At 67.1% G+C, this 18,071-nt stretch carries 20 protein-coding genes and 2 pseudogenes; 14 read left to right on the top strand and 8 right to left on the bottom strand.

From position 1 onward, the window contains the following. The first annotated feature begins 480 nt into the window (after positions 1-480). The 4 genes and pseudogenes from JWQ81_RS20665 to JWQ81_RS20650 all read left to right on the top strand — a co-directional run bounded on the left by JWQ81_RS20665 (position 481) and on the right by JWQ81_RS20650 (position 5,345). Positions 481-1,902 carry a family 2B encapsulin nanocompartment shell protein gene (locus tag JWQ81_RS20665; protein WP_297544053.1) on the top strand — a complete coding sequence of 474 codons (1,422 nt, stop codon included), beginning with the start codon at positions 481-483 and terminating at the stop codon, positions 1,900-1,902. Continuing rightward, positions 1,899-3,287, top strand: coding sequence for a family 2B encapsulin nanocompartment shell protein (locus tag JWQ81_RS20660; protein ID WP_297543960.1), 1,389 nt, complete (start codon positions 1,899-1,901; stop codon positions 3,285-3,287). Before JWQ81_RS20665 ends, JWQ81_RS20660 begins: the two co-directional genes overlap by 4 nt. 46 nt (positions 3,288-3,333) lie before the next feature. After that, a pseudogene (locus tag JWQ81_RS20655) lies at positions 3,334-4,194 on the top strand (geranyl diphosphate 2-C-methyltransferase). Positions 4,195-4,229: 35 nt separating this feature from the next. Next, the gene (locus tag JWQ81_RS20650) at positions 4,230-5,345 is read left to right on the top strand and encodes a family 2 encapsulin nanocompartment cargo protein terpene cyclase (RefSeq protein ID WP_297543958.1); all 1,116 of its coding nucleotides are present in this window, start codon (positions 4,230-4,232) and stop codon (positions 5,343-5,345) included. Positions 5,346-5,363: 18 nt separating this feature from the next. Here JWQ81_RS20650 and JWQ81_RS20645 read toward each other — a convergent pair whose 3' ends face one another. Next, positions 5,364-6,068: a DUF899 family protein gene (locus JWQ81_RS20645; RefSeq protein ID WP_297543956.1), complete on the bottom strand. Its 705-nt coding sequence runs from the start codon at positions 6,066-6,068 to the stop codon at positions 5,364-5,366. A 66-nt stretch (positions 6,069-6,134) separates the two neighbouring features. Here JWQ81_RS20645 and JWQ81_RS20640 point away from each other — a divergent pair, with 66 nt between their 5' ends. Both JWQ81_RS20640 and JWQ81_RS20635 read left to right on the top strand, forming a co-directional pair. After that, positions 6,135-6,470 (top strand): metalloregulator ArsR/SmtB family transcription factor, encoded by a 336-nt coding sequence (locus tag JWQ81_RS20640; RefSeq protein WP_297543954.1) that lies wholly within the window; start codon positions 6,135-6,137, stop codon positions 6,468-6,470. Further along, the gene (locus tag JWQ81_RS20635; protein WP_297543952.1) at positions 6,467-6,892 is read left to right on the top strand and encodes an SRPBCC domain-containing protein; all 426 of its coding nucleotides are present in this window, start codon (positions 6,467-6,469) and stop codon (positions 6,890-6,892) included. The genes JWQ81_RS20640 and JWQ81_RS20635 overlap by 4 nt, the downstream gene beginning before the upstream one ends. Before the next feature lie 218 nt (positions 6,893-7,110). On the opposite strand, the gene JWQ81_RS20630 is transcribed toward JWQ81_RS20635, so the two are convergent. The 3 genes from JWQ81_RS20630 to JWQ81_RS20620 form a co-directional block, all read right to left on the bottom strand. Next, positions 7,111-8,079 carry a hypothetical protein gene (locus JWQ81_RS20630; protein ID WP_297543950.1) on the bottom strand — a complete coding sequence of 323 codons (969 nt, stop codon included), beginning with the start codon at positions 8,077-8,079 and terminating at the stop codon, positions 7,111-7,113. A 75-nt stretch (positions 8,080-8,154) separates the two neighbouring features. Further along, positions 8,155-9,042 carry a helix-turn-helix transcriptional regulator gene (locus JWQ81_RS20625; RefSeq protein WP_297543948.1) on the bottom strand — a complete coding sequence of 296 codons (888 nt, stop codon included), beginning with the start codon at positions 9,040-9,042 and terminating at the stop codon, positions 8,155-8,157. A gap of 72 nt (positions 9,043-9,114) precedes the next feature. Further along, positions 9,115-10,323: an MFS transporter gene (locus JWQ81_RS20620; protein WP_297543946.1), complete on the bottom strand. Its 1,209-nt coding sequence runs from the start codon at positions 10,321-10,323 to the stop codon at positions 9,115-9,117. Between the two features lie 66 nt (positions 10,324-10,389). On the opposite strand from JWQ81_RS20620, the gene JWQ81_RS20615 reads away from it, so the two are divergent. From JWQ81_RS20615 to JWQ81_RS20605, 3 genes are all read left to right on the top strand, one after another. After that, positions 10,390-11,379: a DUF5937 family protein gene (locus JWQ81_RS20615; protein ID WP_297543944.1), complete on the top strand. Its 990-nt coding sequence runs from the start codon at positions 10,390-10,392 to the stop codon at positions 11,377-11,379. 136 nt (positions 11,380-11,515) lie between these two features. After that, the gene (locus JWQ81_RS20610) at positions 11,516-11,818 is read left to right on the top strand and encodes a hypothetical protein (RefSeq protein WP_297543942.1); all 303 of its coding nucleotides are present in this window, start codon (positions 11,516-11,518) and stop codon (positions 11,816-11,818) included. After that, entirely contained in the window at positions 11,815-12,249 is a 435-nt protein-coding gene (locus JWQ81_RS20605) for a type II toxin-antitoxin system VapC family toxin (protein ID WP_297543940.1), read from the top strand. The genes JWQ81_RS20610 and JWQ81_RS20605 overlap by 4 nt, the downstream gene beginning before the upstream one ends. Here the strand turns inward: JWQ81_RS20605 and JWQ81_RS20600 are convergent. Beyond that, the gene (locus JWQ81_RS20600) at positions 12,182-13,054 is read right to left on the bottom strand and encodes an ESX secretion-associated protein EspG (protein WP_297543938.1); all 873 of its coding nucleotides are present in this window, start codon (positions 13,052-13,054) and stop codon (positions 12,182-12,184) included. The two genes, JWQ81_RS20605 and JWQ81_RS20600, sit on opposite strands and share 68 nt — an antisense overlap. Before the next feature lie 214 nt (positions 13,055-13,268). Between JWQ81_RS20600 and JWQ81_RS20595 the strand changes: the two genes are divergently transcribed. The 5 genes and pseudogenes from JWQ81_RS20595 to bcp all read left to right on the top strand — a co-directional run bounded on the left by JWQ81_RS20595 (position 13,269) and on the right by bcp (position 15,715). After that, positions 13,269-13,802 carry a hypothetical protein gene (locus JWQ81_RS20595; RefSeq protein ID WP_297543936.1) on the top strand — a complete coding sequence of 178 codons (534 nt, stop codon included), beginning with the start codon at positions 13,269-13,271 and terminating at the stop codon, positions 13,800-13,802. A gap of 24 nt (positions 13,803-13,826) precedes the next feature. Then, positions 13,827-14,223, top strand: a pseudogene (locus JWQ81_RS20590) (NUDIX domain-containing protein). A gap of 54 nt (positions 14,224-14,277) precedes the next feature. Beyond that, positions 14,278-14,454: a hypothetical protein gene (locus tag JWQ81_RS20585; protein WP_297543934.1), complete on the top strand. Its 177-nt coding sequence runs from the start codon at positions 14,278-14,280 to the stop codon at positions 14,452-14,454. A gap of 194 nt (positions 14,455-14,648) precedes the next feature. Then, positions 14,649-15,224: a hypothetical protein gene (locus tag JWQ81_RS20580; RefSeq protein ID WP_366942319.1), complete on the top strand. Its 576-nt coding sequence runs from the start codon at positions 14,649-14,651 to the stop codon at positions 15,222-15,224. A 20-nt stretch (positions 15,225-15,244) separates the two neighbouring features. Further along, positions 15,245-15,715, top strand: coding sequence for a thioredoxin-dependent thiol peroxidase (gene bcp, locus JWQ81_RS20575; protein WP_297543932.1), 471 nt, complete (start codon positions 15,245-15,247; stop codon positions 15,713-15,715). 100 nt (positions 15,716-15,815) lie between these two features. Here bcp and rdgB read toward each other — a convergent pair whose 3' ends face one another. The 3 genes from rdgB to JWQ81_RS20560 all read right to left on the bottom strand — a co-directional run bounded on the left by rdgB (position 15,816) and on the right by JWQ81_RS20560 (position 18,044). Then, complete coding sequence (gene rdgB / locus JWQ81_RS20570) at positions 15,816-16,421, bottom strand: RdgB/HAM1 family non-canonical purine NTP pyrophosphatase (RefSeq protein ID WP_297543930.1); 606 nt, start codon at positions 16,419-16,421, stop codon at positions 15,816-15,818. Further along, positions 16,418-17,197 carry a ribonuclease PH gene (gene rph / locus JWQ81_RS20565; RefSeq protein ID WP_297543929.1) on the bottom strand — a complete coding sequence of 260 codons (780 nt, stop codon included), beginning with the start codon at positions 17,195-17,197 and terminating at the stop codon, positions 16,418-16,420. Before rph ends, rdgB begins: the two co-directional genes overlap by 4 nt. 70 nt (positions 17,198-17,267) lie before the next feature. After that, positions 17,268-18,044: an MBL fold metallo-hydrolase gene (locus JWQ81_RS20560; protein WP_297543927.1), complete on the bottom strand. Its 777-nt coding sequence runs from the start codon at positions 18,042-18,044 to the stop codon at positions 17,268-17,270. Between the last annotated feature and the right edge of the window lie 27 nt (positions 18,045-18,071).

The raw sequence follows: 18,071 nt of genomic DNA, 5'->3' as shown, positions 1-18,071 counted from the left end.
TGGCGCTCCTCGGCGGTCTCGCGGCCTGACTGAGCAGACGGGACGGTCAAGGTGGCGAGTCACGCGTGGCAACGTCCGCCGCGCGGGCGTCACTACCGTTTAGTAGAACAACGGAACTGTCGAGAAAGATTCATTCGAGCGACACCTGAACAAAACCGGTTTCGTCCGATCGATGCCGGCAATCGCCATTCAGTCGACTTAGCGAGAACCTCCATAACTCGTCCGCCCCACCACTAGGCCGAACGTGCATTCAGGCGTGACACCAGGTGACAATTCGTCAAAATTGATCCTGACCAGCTCAGATTCGGCATTCGAGTGACTCTTTTTCCTGACCCAAAAGTGTGCTTGCACAACAGTGCGCGCTTGCTATGGTTTACCTCGGTTTCGCTGACTTGCTGAATACTGACCCGCCGAATTCGGGTCACACATTCAGCTGATTCCTGGTTTTCGTTTCACGATAATCGATGGGTGGACATCGCTGTGACCGTAACCGAATCGGACACCTCTCCAGGCGCCTCGCCGGACGCCGAACATCCGCAGTTGAGCTTGGGCCGGGCCGCCGCGCGCAACCTGGCCACCACGACCAAGTCCGTCCCTCAGATGCAGGGCATCTCCTCGCGCTGGCTGCTGAAGATGCTCGAATGGACCCAGGTCAACGGCGGTACGTACCGGGTCAACCGGCGGTTGAACTACACCGTCGGCGACGGGCGGGTGACCTTCGAGAAGACCGGCGCGCAGATCAAGGTCATCCCGGCGGAACTCGGGGAACTGCCGCCGCTCAACGGGTACGACGACGAGGAGGTCCTTCCGGAGCTGGCCCGCCGGTTCGTGCAGCGAGAGGTCGAGCCCGGCGAGGTGCTGGTCGAGTTCGGGCACCGGGCCGATCAGGTCTTCCTCATCGCGCACGGCAAGATCACCAAATCCGGCCCCGGCGCCTATGGCGAGGACACAGCGCTCGGCGTGGTGAAGGACGGAGACTTCTTCGGCGCGCAGGCACTGGTGTCCGCCGACGGGATCTGGGAGTTCACCGCGAAAGCGGTCACCGCCGGCACCGTACTGACCCTGTCCCGCCAGGTGTTCGAGCAGATCCTGGAGCAGTCGGAAACGCTGCGGGCGCAGATCGAAAACACGTCACGGACGGGCGCCGCGGCCAACGACTCCGGTGAAGCCGAGATTGACATCTCGTCCGGCCACGACGGAGAACCGGTGCTGCCCGGCACTTTCGTGGACTACGAGTCTTCCCCGCGCGAGTACGAGTTGAGCGTCGCCCAGACCGTGCTACGGGTCCACACCCGCGTCTCCGACCTGTACAACCAGCCGATGGACCAGACCGAGCAGCAGCTGCGGCTGACCATCGAAGCGCTGCGCGAGCGGCAAGAGCACGAGATGGTCAACAACACCGACTTCGGGCTGCTGCACAACGCCGATTTCTCCCAGCGCATCCCGACCCGCACCGGCCCGCCGACCCCGGACGACTTCGACGACCTGCTTTCCCTGGTCTGGAAGGAACCCGGGTTCTTCCTCGCGCATCCGCGCACGATCGCCGCGTTCAGCCGCGAGTGCACCAAAGCCGGCATCTACCCGACCGGCGTCGACGTCGGCGGCCACAAGGTACCGGCGTGGCGGGGAGTGCCGATCTACCCGTGCAACAAGATTCCGGTCAGCACCACGCGGACCAGCTCCGTGCTGCTGATGCGCACCGGTGAACAGAACCAGGGTGTCGTCGGGCTGCGCGAGATCGGGCTGCCCGACGAATACGAGCCCGGCCTGAACGTCCGTTTCATGGGCATCTCCGAGCACGCCATCCTCTCCTACCTCGTCAGCACCTACTACTCCGCCGCCGTTTTGGTGCCGGACGCGCTGGCCGTGCTCGAGGCCGCGGAAGTCGGCCGCGAGTCATGACCACTACCGAGCCCGACCTCGATCGGCAGCTGAGCCTCGGCACGGCCGCCGCCCGCAACCTGGCGACCACGACCAAGACGCGGCCCCAGATGCAGGGCATCACGCCCCGGTGGCTGCTGAAGATGCTGCCCTGGGTGGAAGCCGCGGGTGGTGCGTACCGGGTCAACCGGCGCCTGACGTACACCGTCGGCGACGGACGGGTGAGCTTCACCAACGTCGGTGCCGACGTCCGAGTGGTGCCACAGGAACTGGCGGAACTGGCTCTGTTGCGCGGTTTCGACGACGAAGACACGCTCACCGCGCTCGCCGACCGGTTCGTCCAGCACGAATACGCCCCCGGCGAGGTCATCGTCGCGCACGGCAGCCCGCTCGACGAAGTCGTATTGGTCGCGCACGGCAAGGTCGCCAAGGTCGCCCCCGGTGAGTACGCGGACGAGATCACCTTGGGCACTATGGCCGACGGGGACCACTTCGGCGACGAGATGCTCAGCGGTATCAACCGGAACTGGCCGTTCACCGCCAAGGCCGTCACGCCGGTCATCGTGCTGAAACTGCGCTCGGACGCGTTCACCGACCTCAACGGCCGTTCGGAAGCGATGCGCCAGCACGTGCAGGACGCCCTCGCGCTCGGCGACGTCCCGCAGAACGCGAAGGGTGAGGCCGAGATCGGGATGTCGTCAGGCCACGACGGCGAACCCATCCTGCCCGGCACCTTCGCCGACTACGAGACCTCGCCGCGCGAGTACGAGCTGGCCGTCGCGCAGACCGTGCTGCGGGTGCACACCCGCGTCACCGACCTCTACAACGGACCGATGAACCAGCTCGACGAGCAAATCCGCCTCACCGTGGAAGCCCTGCGGGAGCGGCAGGAACACGACATGATCAACAACCGCGAGTTCGGCCTGCTGCACAATGCCGACCTCACGTCGCGGTTCCAGACACGCTCCGGCCCACCCACCCCCGACGATATGGACGAGCTCGTCAGCCGGCGCCGCAAGACGAAGTTCTTCCTCGCCCACCCCCGCGCGATCGCCGCGTTCGGGCGGGAATGCACCAAACGCCGTCTCTACCCGGAAGGCACCGTCGTCGACGGCAAGCCCGTCACCGCGTGGCGCGGGGTGCCGCTGCTGCCGTGCGACAAGATCCCGATCACCGACGCCGGCACGTCGTCGATCCTCGCGATGCGGACCGGCGAGGACGACAACGGCGTCATCGGGCTGCACCAGACGGGCTTGCCCGACGAGTACCAGCCGGGCCTCAACGTGCGCTTCCAAGGCATCAACGACCAGGCCGTCGCGTCCTATCTGGTCAGCGCCTACTACTCCGCCGCGGTGCTGGTTCCGGACGCGCTCGGCGTCCTGGAAAACGTCGAGATCGCCCGCTAGTCCCGAACACATCCCCGAACATGCTTCCAGGAAAGGACGCACACCCGTGACCGTCACCCACACAGGCCCCGCCGAGGTGCTCCGCACCGACTACCAGAAGTCCGTCGCGTCCTACTGGAACGCCGAAAAGGACCCGGTCAACCTGCGCCTCGGCGATGTCGACGGTCTCTACCACCACCACTACGGAATCGGCGAGGTCGACCTGTCGGTGCTGGAAGGCCCCGAGGCCACCCGCGACGAGCGGATCATCGCCGAGATGCACCGGCTCGAAACCGCGCAGGCCGAAGTCCTGCTCGACGCCCTCGGTGACATCACGCCGGAAGACCGGCTGCTCGACGCCGGTTGTGGGCGCGGCGGCAGCAGCATCATGGCCAATCGGCGGTTCGGCTGCCAGGTCGACGGCGTGTCGATCTCGCAGAAGCAGGTCGACTTCGCCAACCACCAGGCGGACCTGCGGGGAGTGGCGGACAAGGTGCGCTATCACTTCCGCAACATGCTCGACACCGGGTTCGAGACCGGATCCCGGCGCGCCAGCTGGAACAACGAGAGCACCATGTACGTCGACCTGCACGAACTGTTCGCCGAACACGCCCGGCAGCTCCAGTTCGGCGGCCGCTACGTCACCATCACCGGCTGCTACAACGACGTCACCGGCGGCCGGTCCAAAGCGGTTGCCTAGATCGACCAGCACTACACCTGCAACATCCACCCCCGCAGCGAGTACTTCAAAGCCATGACAGCCAACAACCTCGTCCCGATCTCGGTCGTCGACCTGACCGCGGAGACGATCCCTTACTGGGAACTGCGCGCCAAGTCCTCGGTGGCGACCGGCATCGAGGGTCCGTTCCTCACCGCCTATCGCGAAGGCAGCTTCCACTACCTGCTCATCGCCGCCGACCGCATCTGATCCCTGCTCACGAGGACGCACCGGAGGAAGAAGCGATGACGGACCCGCGCGGCGCCCTGTCCACCCTCTTGGCCGGCCCGACCGGCCTGGGCACGTCGGCCGCGCGGTTCGCGGCCAGGGTCACGCGGGTTCACGCGGATCCCCCGGAGGCTCCCGAGCTCGACCCCGCATACGCCTACCGGCCTTGGGGTGACGGGACAGCACCACCGTTGTACTGTCCTGTCACCGAGCCGATCAACGAGGCGCTGGGCGTCGAGGTCGACCGACGGCTGATTGCCTGGGCAGGCGAATGCGGGTTCTCCGAACAGGAAGGAGAACAGCTCGGCAAAGCCGGGTTCGGGCGACTGGTCACGCTCGCCCACCCCGACTGCCAAGACGCCGACCGGCTCCTGATCTCGGCAAAGCTCAATGCGGCATGGTGGGCCGCGGACGATCTCTACGCCGACGACACCGCGCTCGGGGCCGTGCCCGAGAAGCTCCCGCCTCGGCTGGCGCTGGCAATGGCGGCGATGGACCCGCTGCCGTCCGTCGGGGAATTCACGCCAGAACTCGACGAAACGCTGCAGAGCGACCGTGTCCTCGTCGCGCTGCGTTCCGGCGTTGATTATCTGCAGAGTTACAGCACGCCCGCGCAGGTCCAGCGGGTCAACTATTCGACGTTCGCGATGTTCGTGTCCTGGACCGCCTACGCGGCCTGGCAACACGCCGGGGAATACCCTCCGGCGTGGGAATACCTTGCCGCCCGCCAACACGACAGTTTCTACACATCGATGACGCTGATCGACGTCCTCGGTGGCTACGAGCTCACCGCGAACCTCTACTACGAACCCCGCGTCCGTCGCGCCGCCATCCAGGCCGGAACCGCGGCCGTTCTCGTCAACGATTTGCACTCGGTAACCAAAGATCTCGCGGACGAGAACCCGCCTTGCAACATGGTCCTGCAGATCGCGGCCGACCGGAACTGCTCGATCGAGGAAGCGACCGCGACCACGGTCGAAGTCCACAATGAACTGGTCCGCGATTTCCAGGCCGCCCACCAAGAACTCCTCGCGGTGCCGTCCCCGGAACTGCAGCGGTTCATACGCGGGCTACGAGCGTGGATGGGTGGCGGCTTCGAATGGCACTCCACCAGCCCGCGCTACCAAAGCTGACACCGACGCACGGCACCATCACGAGTAGTCGAGTCCCGCGTACCACTCGCCGCGGCCGGTCGGGGTGAGGTCGAGGAGGTGCCAGACCGGGTTGAACAGGTCGATGCCGCGTTCCTGGATGTCCGCTGACATGCGCGGGTGCGTCGAGTAGCGGTGCCGGACCGTGCCGTCCGGGTCACGGGTGAAAACCGAGACGGTGGAGTCCGGGTTGCCCTCGGCATCCTCGGCGCCGAGGTCGTACATGAACGCACTGTCGCCGGCACTGAGCAGCCGCAGCCGCGACCAGCCGCGCTCGCGGGCGAAGTCGCGCAGTTCGGCCGGCCCGGCAGCGGCCACCACTGCGAAGTCGACGTTCTGGGCCAGGTGGTGCGCGACCCCGTTGAGCCCGTCGACCCACAGGGTGCACATCGGACACGGACGAGTCTGCCGCTTGCCGTACATCAGGTGGTAGACGATCAACGGCCGGTCGTCGGCGGTGAACAATTCGCTCAGCCGGACCCCGCGGACAGGGGTGTCACCGGCGGTGAGATCGGTCGGCCCCTCCTGGAGCACGTAATCCGGCAGCGCTGGACCGGGTGGCAGTTGGCGACGCAGTCCGGCGACGTGCTCGCGCTGCCGCATCAGCGCGATCTCGGCCTGCTGAAGTCCCGCGCGCGCTGCGGTGTACGCGCTCGATTGGGTCAGGTTGGTGATCGCGAATTCCGTCGTTCCCACGTCAGCCATGGAGCGCCTCCCGTCGATGACATTCAACCATATCGTTGAACATTGAGTGAGAGTACGCTAACCCATATGGTTGAGCAACGGACGGCCGTGCTGGACTCGGCATACGGTGCGCTCGCCGACGCCACCCGTCGCGCGATCCTGGAGTTGTTGCGCGGCGGCGAGCAGCGCGTCACCGACCTGGCCCGGCATTTCCCGGTCTCCTTGAACGCGGTGTCCAAGCACGTGCGAATACTGGAACGGGCCGGCCTGGTCCGCCGGGAAGTCCGCGGCCGCAACCATTTCCTGATCGCGGAGCCGGCCGCGCTGCTGCCCGCAAGCGACTGGATCGACCACTACCGTGACTTCTGGGAATCCCGGGCCGACGCGTTGGCCGCGCACCTGGCGAATCGCGTGAAACCGTGACCGACGACGATGTGGTGCGGGTCGAGCGGGTGCTACCTGTCACGCCGGACGTGGTGTTCGACGCGTGGACCGACCCGGCCAGCCTGCGCGTGTGGATGGCGCCCGGGGCGAGCACCGTCGCGGACGCCGAGTGCGAGGCGCGCGTCGGCGGCGCGTTCCGCATTGTGATGATCAACGACGACGGCGCGTTCGAGCACACCGGCCGCTATCTCGAACTCGACCGGCCGCGCCGGCTGGTGTTCACCTGGCGAAGCCTCGGAACCGGCCTGGCCGACACCGAGGTCACCATCGACCTGGCGGAACTCGACACCGGCACGCGAATGGTGATCACGCATCGCGGGCTGCCCAGTGCCGAAGAGCTGGACAACCATCACGACGGTTGGTCCGGCATCGCGGACAAACTCGCACTGACCCTCGGCTAGGAGGTCTGCGCGGCTAGCGCGGCGTGCCCCCAGTCACGCCGTGCAGGTGGCGCTGGTGATGGCGATGTGACTGCTGGGACTCTAAGTAGGACAGAGACATCGTCAAGGCCTAGTTGAGTACGCCTTACGCCATGAAGGTGGCCTTCACGTCAGGTCACCACGCCACACCAGCGCCGGTCCTTGCTGCAGGGGTCCTCGCACCGGTACGCCAGACACGACTAGCCGACGTCGCAACCCAGGTGGGTCAGGACGAGGTTCGGGTCTTTGGCCGTGAGGTACGCCGCGCTCGGGATGTACACGGTGTTCCCGCGCAGCGCGATCGAGGTGGGGCCCTGCAGTCCATCCGCCGAAGTCAGGACGGCCGCGTGAGTCCCGTCGGGCTGAATGAGCGCGACGACATTGGGGGCGTTCAGCGCGGCGAGAATCCGGTCGCCCTGGCCGGTGAAGGCGAAGTCGTCGATGCCGGCCAAGCCGGTCGCCCTGGTCGCGATTGGCCCGGGCCGCCCATCACGACCGACCGGGATCCGCAGCACGGTGCCCTTGTCGAAGTTGGTCACCCAGAGCGCATTGCCGTGGAACTTCAGGCCGTTCGCGCCCAAGAATCCCGTCGCGGCCAGCTCCGTCGCGGTCGACCAGGCCTGTGCGGTTCCGCCGCCCGCGGGCACCCGCCAGATGGTGCCCAGTACCGAGTCCGTGACGTAGAAGGCACCGGTGTGCGGGTCCAGAGCCAACCCGTTGGGCAAGCCGTCAGCCGGCAGCGCGGCGATCCGCTCCGGAGTGCCGCTCGGACGCAGCCGCCACAGACCGGTGAGATCCGCGGTCCCGGTGGCGTAGAGGAAGTACAGCGTCCCATCGGGAACCCTGACGATCCCACTGGTCAGGGCGAAGCCCAAGGCCGGCGTCTTCACGCCGCCATCAGCGGGCGCCGGCAGGGTGGCCAGGATCCGGATATGGCCGGCCGGGGTGAGCTGGGCGACCTGGCGGGCCTTGGCGAACGTGATGTCCGCGGTGCCGTCGGGTTCCAGCACGATGTTCTCCGGCTGCTGGCCTTGCGCCAGGTCGAAATGCGCCGCGATCCGAGTGCCGGACAACGGGACGGACGCGAGTGCCGGGGTCGTCCCGGCAGCCATCACGACAGCGGTCAGTGCGGCCGCGGACAGAACGGTCTTCAAAGAGGTGGTAACCATGGTTCCTTCACTTTTTTCGGGCATGCGGCAGCGAGCTGTGTCGCATGGGGTGAGTGGGCCGGTTCGGCCGTTCGGTCAGGTCGTGTGGACGTCGACGCCGGGTCGCGCGGAATCCGTGGTGGCCTGGGTGAGCAAGCCCAAAGCGGCTTGCGAAGAGGAACCGACCGCGGCGGTGGCGACGACGATGTACTGCTCACTCGCCACGTCGGTGTGCAGGGTCTGCAGGGTGAGGATCAGCGAGCCGACGAGCGGATGGCACAACTCGTAGCCTGCCGCGGTGTCGGCCTTCACCCGGTGGTCGGACCACATCGAGGCGAACTCGCCGCTGACCATGCTCAACTCACCGAGCAGTTTGGCCAGCAGGGCGTCGTCCGGGTGCCGGCCGGCGGCCAGGCGAAGATTGCCCACTATCGCCCTGGCCTTGCTGGGCCAGTCCGCGTAGAGCTCGCGAGTGTGTGCGTCCAGGAACACCAGCCTGGCCATGTTCGGCCGCTCCGCCGGACGGCTGGGCCCGTCGGGGTCCAGATGCCCGGCGAACAGGGCATGCCCGGCCCGGTTCCAGGCCAGTACATCGGTGCGGCGCCCGAGCACGATCGCCGGCACATCGCCGAGGGCGGCAAGCAGTTCGGAGGTCGCCGCGGCGACACGTTCAGGTGGTGGACGTCGAGTGCCGCCGCGGAGTTTCGGCGTCGCCGCGAGAGCTTGCAGGTGACGACGTTCGGAATCGTTGAAACGCAGTGCCTTGGCGATGGCGTCGAGGATTTCGGGTGAGGCGTTGAGCGAATGCCCCTGTTCGAGGCGGGTGTAGTACGAGACGCTCACCCCGGCGAGCAGCGCGAGTTCTTCCCGGCGCAGGCCCGCAACACGGCGGCGGTCCCCATAGGTCTCCAACCCGACATCCTCGGGTCGCAGCTGGGATCGCCGTGTCTGGAGGAAGTCCCCCAACTGGCCTCTGTCGCTCATGATCCGAGTATGCATCCCCGCGTACCAGATAGCCCTTCCCTCCGGGGGATAGGCACAGCGGGAATAGGACGATTACTCGAACTTCGCGGCACGGGCGAGGACGGGGGCCGCGAGCAGCAGGGCGATGCCGCGTACCGCACCGGCGATGGGGAACGGCGCACGCAGGCCCAACCGGTGAGCGACCAGCCCCCCGGTCAGCGCGCCGAGCGGGATGAGTCCCCAACCGAGCAGCTTGTAGACGCTGGTGACTCGGCCGAGCAGGTCAGGCGGCACGATCTGCTGGCGAAGGCTGACTGTCACGATGTTCCAAAGCGTCAAGACGAAACCGTTGACGGCCAGCAGCGCGCCGAGCACGATCGCGTCCGGGCTCAGCCCGATCCCGATGAAGACGACGACGTTCGTGGCGAGCGCGGTGAACAACGCGGGCAGGGCACCGATCCTGGCCACGACCCGGGCGTTGACCAGTCCACCGAGGACACTGCCGAGCGCGGAACCGCCGAGCAGCAGGCCGTAGCCGCGCGCGTCGAGATGCAAGGTCTGAGTCGCCAGCAGGACGAGTGTCGCATTGCCGAGTTGGCCGCAGAAGGTGTTGACACCGAGCAGCAGGGCGAGGGTACGCAGCAAGCGGTGCCGGGCCAGCCAGCGCAGGCCGTCCACAATCTCCGTGCGCATCGGCGGGTGGTCAAGTTGCCGCTTCGGGCGCCTGGGCAGTGTCGCCAGCAGCGCGGCGGACAGCGCGAACGAACCGGCGTCCGTCCCGAACGGCAGCGCGACGGCAACCGCGAACAGCAGGCTGCCGACCGGCGGCCCGATGAACAGCTGACCGATCATGGTGACGGTCTGCTGATTGCCGTTCGCCTTGTGCAGCAAGGGTTTCGCGACGATGTCCGGCAGGATCGCCTGCGCCGCGTTGCTGAAGACGACATCGCAGGCGCCCAGTCCGAAGGCCGTGATCGCGAGCGTCGTGACGCCGACGTGCCCGAACGGGGCGAGGATCGCGACAACGCCGGCGATCACCGCCTGCAACGTCTGCGCACGCCACATCAGGCCGACACGATCGTGCCGGTCGACCAGCGCGCCGGCGGGAAGCGACAGCAGCAGCCATGGCAGGTACGTCGCCGCGGACACCACCGAGACCAACCGCGAATCGCGTGTGATCGTGACGGCGAGCAGCGGAACGGCCGCGGCGAACGCGCCATCGCCGATGTTGTCGATGCCCGCAGCCCACCAGAGCCGCCAGTAGGCGGAGGACAAACGTGGCTCGGCGTCCGTTCGCGTCATACAGGAATCGTCCGGGGCCTGGTGTTCCGAGGACAGCATTTAGCCCAGTGCTACATACTCGATCCGGTGACCTTGACGATCGACCTCGGCGTGGCGGAACTGGCGGCGACGCGGTTCGCGGTCTCCCCGCTGTCCGAGACCGTGTCCGGCCTGCAGCAGCTGGGAAACCACCCTCGACGTGCGGTCAACCTGCGCTGGCTGCGCTGGGCGGAGGACGAGGTCGTCAGGAACCCGCTCGACCTCACGCGTACCTGGCCGCTGATCGTGAACGACCGGTCGAGCTGGCCCGGATTCCTCATCCCCGCCCCACGCGGCACCGGAGAGTCCATTGAGGATGATTTGGCGGCGATGCGAGGCACCACTGCTCGTTACGTCAGATCAAGTCTGCAACGCGTCTTCGGCGACGAACTCCCGGCCGACGTCGCCGAGCTCGCCGCAAAACCAGCGGCAGGTCTGCGCACGATTGCGACCGAGCTACGGACGGCGTACGACCGGCTCATCGCCCCGCACTGGTCACGGATCCGGGCCGTGCTCGACGCCGACGTCGCCTATCGCGCCAAACAGTTGGCGGCAGGCGGTGTCGAGAAATTGTTCACCGACCTGCACCCGGACCTGCGCTGGCAAGACGGCCGCCTGACGCTGGACGGGCCACGGCTGCGGACCCAGCGCACCGTGCACCTCGGCCCGGGCGGGCTGGTCTTCATCCCGGTCGCCCTCGGCTCGTCACACGTGATGATCAAGGGGCATACGCCGACGCAGACCACCGTGCGGTACCCGGCGCGCGGCGTTGGTGCGCTGTGGACCGCGGGGACGCAGGCACCCTCGGGCGGCACGGTCCGCCTGCTCGGCCGAGCACGAGCCGAACTGCTCGAGGCGCTGCGCTCCCCCGCGACGACTACGGACCTGGCCCGCGCGCTCGGCGTCACGCCCAGCGCGGTGTCGCAACACCTCCGCGTCCTGCTGGAGAACGGGCTGGTCGCACGGGAGCGCGCCGGACGCAACGTGCTCTACCTGACGACCGCGCTCGGAACGTCGCTGAGCGGGCCGGGCTCGTGAGTGTTCCGGCTGGCTTCTAAGCGGCCGGAACACTCAGGAGTCCTATACCTGGGCCACAAACTGGTCCAGCAGCTCGGAGACGTCCGACTGTCCCACACTTTTCTCCGGTGTCGGACAGCGTGATAAAGTGTTGGACATGACAGACTCGAGCGCATCTCCGGAGCTGACGTCGGTCACTATGCGAGAGCTGGGCAAGCTGACCGCCGAGCAGGTGAAAAAGCTTGATCACGTGGTCCCGGTGACCAGCAATGGCCTCCCCGTGGCCTGGCTGGTTCCCCTCAGCCCGAGCGAACGTCGCCGCGCCGAGATGATCGCGAGCGGCAGGTTGAAGCCAGGCCGCCCGCACGGGTTGACCGACTGGGTGCCGCTTCCACGGGGCGAGGATGAGCCCACCCTCTCGGAACTGCTGCTCCAGCTGCGCGAACAGGAACGCGCGTGATCTATCTGGACTCGTGTGCTCTGGTGAAGCTCATCGTTACGGAGAAAGAAACTCCAGCGCTCCAGGCTCGCCTCAGTGGACACGAATCGGAGATCGTCACCTCCGAACTCGCCATCACCGAACTCGTGCGCGTGGTCCGCCGGTCGTGCTACGACTCCCAACGTCAGCTCAAGAATGACCAGGCCACGCTGGACAAGCGACTCTCCACGGCCAGCGATCTGCTCGACCGAATCGACCGCATCATCGTCGACACAACGACTTTCCTCCGCGCCGGAATGTCTACCGACGATCCTTTCCTTGGCCCCCTCGACGCCATCCACCTCGTTTGCGCCCTGGAAGTCGGTCCCGAACTCACGTCATTCATCACCTACGACAAAATCCTTGCCCGCGCTGCGACACTCGCCGGACTTCCACTTGAACAGCCTGAATAAGACGGTCGTTACTACCGCCGCGGCAAAGCGTTATGCCAAAACGGTTTTCGGCATTGAACAGCAGACGTTCGGGTTCTAGCGCTTGGCCACCAACTGGTCCAGCAGCTCGTATGCCTTGCTGACGAGGATGTCCGGGCCGCCCTTGGGCGACATTGACGTATCGCTCGTACCCGGGCTCCTCGGTGAAGACGTACCGCTCGCGGTCGGTGTCGTAGAACGTGCAGCAGCTGTCGCCGGTCTGGCGGTAGGTGCGCACACCTTCGCGGTAGCCCGCGGTGAGCTGACCGCCGCCGATCCTGGGCAGCGCAACGATGTCCAGCACCCGACGGAGATCCCGACGGGCCGGCGCGCCGTCGATCGCCCGGCGAAGGTCGGATTCCGGGACCGACAACGCCAAGCCCTCGCCGGGGAAGCCCTCCGGTAGCTCGTTGACGAGGTCTTCCCCCAGCGCGTCCGCCCGAGCCGGACGGAGGAACACCTGACCGCTGGCGGGGACGTAGCACGCGAGCACGGCGCGTCCTGGCCACTTGCGCAAACCTGCAGCCGGTACGTCAAGCCGGGGCTTCTCCGCCGTGGCAAAGAGCTCGCGCCCGGCTCGTCCGAGCACGGTGAGCGTGGCGGCGTCGTCCTGGGCGGCGCGCTTCCGGTACTGGTTCGCCAGGTTCTGGTTCAGGCCGACGTCGGCCTGCTTGTCCTGGGCGTCGCGGCGCTTCTGCTCTTCGGGCGTGAGGTAACCGGCCGGCGTATCCGAGTCCGGCGCAGGCTGTGACGCCGACGCATTCGCCGACCCTGGCGTATCGGACATGACAGTGACCGCCTGGTTGTTCCCCACCCACGGTCCCGCACTCACAGAGCGCTCTCACGGTCCTACGACGGTGACCACCGAGAAGACGGTTCCCGCTGATACAAGCTTCACCCGTTCGCCCGATTGTCACCGTCTGATCACTGTTGCCGAATCAGGTAACGGTGGGCCGCCTTAGACCGACTGAGCAGGGAACTTGACCCAATGAGGGGTACCTGTGAAGACACGTAACGCTCTGCTCATTGTCGTAACGGTCGGCATCACGACAATGGTCACAGCCTGCGGATCGACGACCCCGAGCACGGGCACTGTCAGTGACGGTTCCGGTACGGCCCAGGCCGCGAAGGGCGGGACACCGACCTGGGGCCAGCGGTTCACCTGGTCCACCGGGCTCGCCGTCGAAGTCGCCTCCCCGGTCGCGTGCAAGCCCGGCCAGTCCGCGTCTCCGCGTAACGTCATCCGCGCGGTGAAGCTCCGCGTGACGATCGTCAACGGCACGAAATCGCAGTACGAAGCGTCCGCGATGAGCACGATCGGCAGTGCGGCCCAGTTCAACGGCGCCAAGGCGGAGGCGGTCTACGACGCCGGCGGCTCCTGCGGCGACGGCGGCATCAGCTCGGCGACCATCCTGCCGGGGAAGACCTTCAGCTACGACGCCGCCTACGCGGTGGGACCGCAGCCAGGCGAACTCCAGCTGACGTTCCAGCCGGACGTCGGCTCGGACAAGGCCGTCTACCTGGGCAAGGCCTGAAAACCTTGGGCTAGCGTCGACCCGGTGAAGACCATCGACAAGATCGCCTGGATCCGTTTCGAAGACGGGAATCCTCGGCACACGGTCACGCGGCAAAGACGCGTACTACCTCCCAGGCGGAAAGCGCGAGTCCGGTGAGAGCGATGTCGAAACCCTCGTCCGCGAGATCAGCGAGGAACTCGACGTCGTCATCCCCCCAGGAAGCGCGATCCACGCCGGCACCTTCCAAGCCCAGGCAGACGGCCGCGAGAGCGACGTCGAGGTGCGTATGACCTGCTACACCGCCGACTACGAGGGAACGCTCAAGCCCGGCAACGAAATCGAAGAATTCGCTTGGCTGACCTACGCGGACCGCGATCGTGCGTCCGCGGTCGTCCAGCTCATTTTCGACCACTTCAAGCAGACCGGCGAGCTGCGTTAGCCTGGCGCCGTACCCTGGCCACGTCGAGCCGACGCGAAGGTGAGGTCAACGCGCATGCGCAACCCGGTGGGCTTCCTGGCGCGGTGGGCCGACTGGTTCGAAGCCCGCGGTGTCTACGTCCCGGGTGAAGAGACGCGCGCGGTGAACCCCTGGCGTGATTTCGGGTGGTTGATCATCGCCTGGCTCGTCGGTCTCGGCGTGTTCGTCCTCTTCTTCGCGTTCGCGCTCTGACCGCGCGATAGCCCGATGTAAGCAGACGCTTAAAAGTGGCATCCAGGTGATGACTGTCACTACCAGTGCCGCTCCGATCACGGATCGGCCACGGCTGTACACCAGGTGCGCGTCAACACGGCTGTCACGCTCGTTTAGTCGAGCCGGGACAGTCAGAGTGGGTCGGGTTCGGCAGAAGTACCTACGCCGATCGGATGACAACACCCGTCGCGACTGGAGTAACCACAATGGCGCCCGCGCGCACACTGAAGCTCGTGCTGGCCGGCTGCGTGCTCGCCGCCGCAGCCGCTTGCGGTGTGCACCAGGCGAGCGGGGCCGCGACCGTCGAAGCCGGTGTCGCCGCCGCGCAGCCGGCGAAGGGAGTCTCCGCTCCGGAGCACGACCTGACGTTCGGCGACTCGCACACCTTCAGCGACGGCGTGAGCATCACGGTGTCCAATCCGAAGTCGTTCCAGCCGAGCGCGAGCGCGTACCCGCACACCGGCCGCGCCGCGGCGTTCGAGATCGGCGTGAGCAATGACGGCACCCAGCCGTACCGCCTCTCGGAACTGACCGTGACCGGGCTCGTCAAGGGCATCCCGGCAACCCAGGTCGTCGACTCGACGCAGGGTTACTCCGGCATCATCGACGCCGGCCGCGACATCCCGCCCGGCAAGTCGGTCTGGGTGAACCTGGCGTTCGCCGTGCCCAGCGCATCCACGCAGCTGCGGTTGCAGCTGAAACCGGAGGGCGCAGAGCCGGCCATGGTGACCTTCTGCGGCCCGGCGTAGCGATGCCTTAGGCTCGCGGCATGAGTGAGCAGCGGCTATCCCCGGGCGATACCGCCCCCGATTTCACCCTCCCGGACGCCGAGGGCAAGAACGTGTCCCTCAGCGATTTCCGCGGGAAGTCCGTCGTCGTGTACTTCTACCCGGCCGCCGGCACGCCGGGCTGCACCAAGCAGGCGTGCGACTTCCGGGACAACCTGTCCGAGCTGAACGACGCCGGTTACCAGATCCTCGGCATCTCGCCGGACAAGCCGGCGAAGCTGGCGAAGTTCGTCGACGCCGAGAAACTGACGTTCCCGTTGCTGTCGGACCCGGACAAAACCGTCCTCACCCAGTGGGGCGCGTTCGGGGAGAAGAAGAACTACGGCAAGATCGTCCAGGGCGTCATCCGCTCGACGTTCATCATCGACGCCGAGGGCAAGGTCGAGAAGGCGATGTACAACGTCCGCGCCACCGGACACGTCGCGAAACTCCTCCGCGAACTGGTTTTCTGAGCGGCTCCGACCCAGCGTGGCTCGTGAGCGTTCCGGTCGCCCGGGTGCGGGTGTCCCGCAGGGCACAGTAACCGGCCGGAACACTCACGAGCCACCTGCGCTAGCCCGCGAGCTTCCTCAAGTGGGGCAACAATGCTTGCAGGGCGCGGCCGCGGTGTGAGACCGCGTCCTTCTCCGCAGGTTCGAGCTCGGCGGAGCTGCGGGTCTCCCCTTCCGGCACGAAGATCGGGTCGTAGCCGAAACCGTTGGTACCACGGCGTTCGCGCACGAGCGTGCCGCGCCATTCGCCGCGTACCACGGTTTCCTCGCCGCCCGGCACGACAAGAGCCGCTGAGCACACGAAACCCGCACCCATCCGCTCGTCCGGGGTGTCCGACAGCTGGGCGAGTACGAGGTCCAGGTTGGCGTCGTCGTCGCCGTGCCGGCCAGACCACCGCGCGGACAGCACACCCGGCATGCCGTTGAGCGCGTCGACGGCGATACCGGAGTCGTCCCCGATCGAGGGCAGGCCGGTGGCTGCTGCCGCGTCGCGGGCCTTCGCCAGCGCGTTGCCCTCGAAGTCCGGAGCTGTCTCCGGCGCTTCGGGGAACTCCTCGACGTCGGCGAGCCCCACGATCTCGAGCCCTTCGATGCCCTCCGCCGCCAGAATCCGCCGCAGTTCGCCGAGCTTCTTCGCGTTGCGCGACGCCAGGAGTACCCGGGTCACTTGGCGCCCTTGGACTTCTTGTCCGGCCTCGGCTCCGGCAGCTCGCCGGGGTAGGGCAGGGCGAGCGCCTCTGTCTGCTTGCGCGTGAGGTCCGCGCAGCCGGCCAGCGCCATGTCCAGCATGGTGTCCAAAGTGGACCTCGCGAAGGTCGCGCCCTCGCCGGTGCCCTGGACCTCGATCAACGTGCCGGCGTCCGTCGCGACGACGTTCATGTCGACCTCGGCGCGGGAGTCCTCCTCGTACGGGAGGTCCAGCCGGACGCGACCGTCGACGACGCCGACGCTGATGGCCGCCACCGAAGCGGACAGCGGCTGCGGGTCGTTGAGCCGGTTCGCCGCGCCGAGCCAGGTCACGGCGTCGGCCAGCGCGACATAACCGCCGGTCACGGCCGCCGTCCGGGTGCCGCCGTCGGCCTGGATGACGTCGCAGTCGATCACGATCGTGTTCTCGCCGAGCGCGGCGAGGTCGATGCACGCCCGCAAGGAGCGGCCGATCAACCGGGAGATCTCGTGCGTCCGGCCACCGATCCGGCCCTTGACCGACTCGCGGTCGCTGCGGGTGTTGGTCGCCGAAGGCAGCATCGCGTACTCGGCGGTGACCCAGCCGAGCCCGGAGCCGGCGCGCCAGCGTGGCACGCCCTCGGTGACACTGGCCGCGCACAGCACGCGCGTATTGCCGAACTCGATGAGCACCGAGCCGGCCGGCCACTGCTGGAAGCCACGGGTGATCTTCACTTCGCGGAGCTGGTCGTCGTTCCTGCCATCTTTTCTCGCCACGGACTGCACTCTAGAACCCCGGCGGGTGGTGCCTGCTCGCGGACCTTGTCTGCCGCGCGCTGCTGTCGGACTACCTCGCTACGACGTCGTAAACGTCACCCTGCGAAACGGCCGAAACCCCAGGAAAAGCAGTAGCGGCTTCGGCCAGCACGGCGTCGGTGTCGGTCCAGGGCGCGATGTGTGTGAGAAGCAGCCGCCCGACTCCGGCACGCGCGGCCAGCTCGCCGGCCTGCTTCCCGGATAGGTGCACACCCGGCGGCCGGTCCGGCGCGTCGGTCCACGACGCCTCCGACAGCAGCACGTCGACACCGCGCGCGAGGCCGTCGAGCTCCTCGCACGGTCCTGTGTCGCCGGTGTAAGCAAGGGTGGACCGGCCGTCGGTGATCCGGAGCCCGAAAGCCGGCGTCGGATGGTTCACAAGCACCGCTGTCAGCTCGAACGGGCCGATCGTCAGAGGTCCGGCGGCCAGCACCCGGAACTCGTAGACGTCGGTCAGGTCGGTCTCCGCGCGTTCGGTCTCGTTGGGCGCGTAGGCGTTGGCCAGCCGCCAAGCCGCGTCACCCGGTGCGTACACCGGCAGCCGTCGCGGCCGGTGCGAATACGGCGGCTCGGGGTGATACCTGCGTAGGACGGTCAACGCGCTGAAGTCCGCGCAATGGTCGGGATGCAGGTGCGAGAACGCCAGCGCGTCGAGGTCGAACGGGTCGCGCACGGCCTGGAGCTGCGCCAGCGTGCCGTTGCCGAGCTCGAGCCCGAGCAGGAACCCATCCGCCTCGAGAAGATAACCGGAGGCCGCCGCGTTCGGCCCGGGGATGCTGCCCGAGCACCCGAGAATGGTCAGTCGCACGTCCGACACCCTATGCGGGATTCGCTC

Origin of the sequence: Amycolatopsis sp., assembly GCF_025464955.1 — a bacterium.
Taxonomy (GTDB): domain Bacteria; phylum Actinomycetota; class Actinomycetes; order Mycobacteriales; family Pseudonocardiaceae; genus Amycolatopsis.
This window is presented reverse-complemented; position numbering and strand designations above follow the sequence as displayed.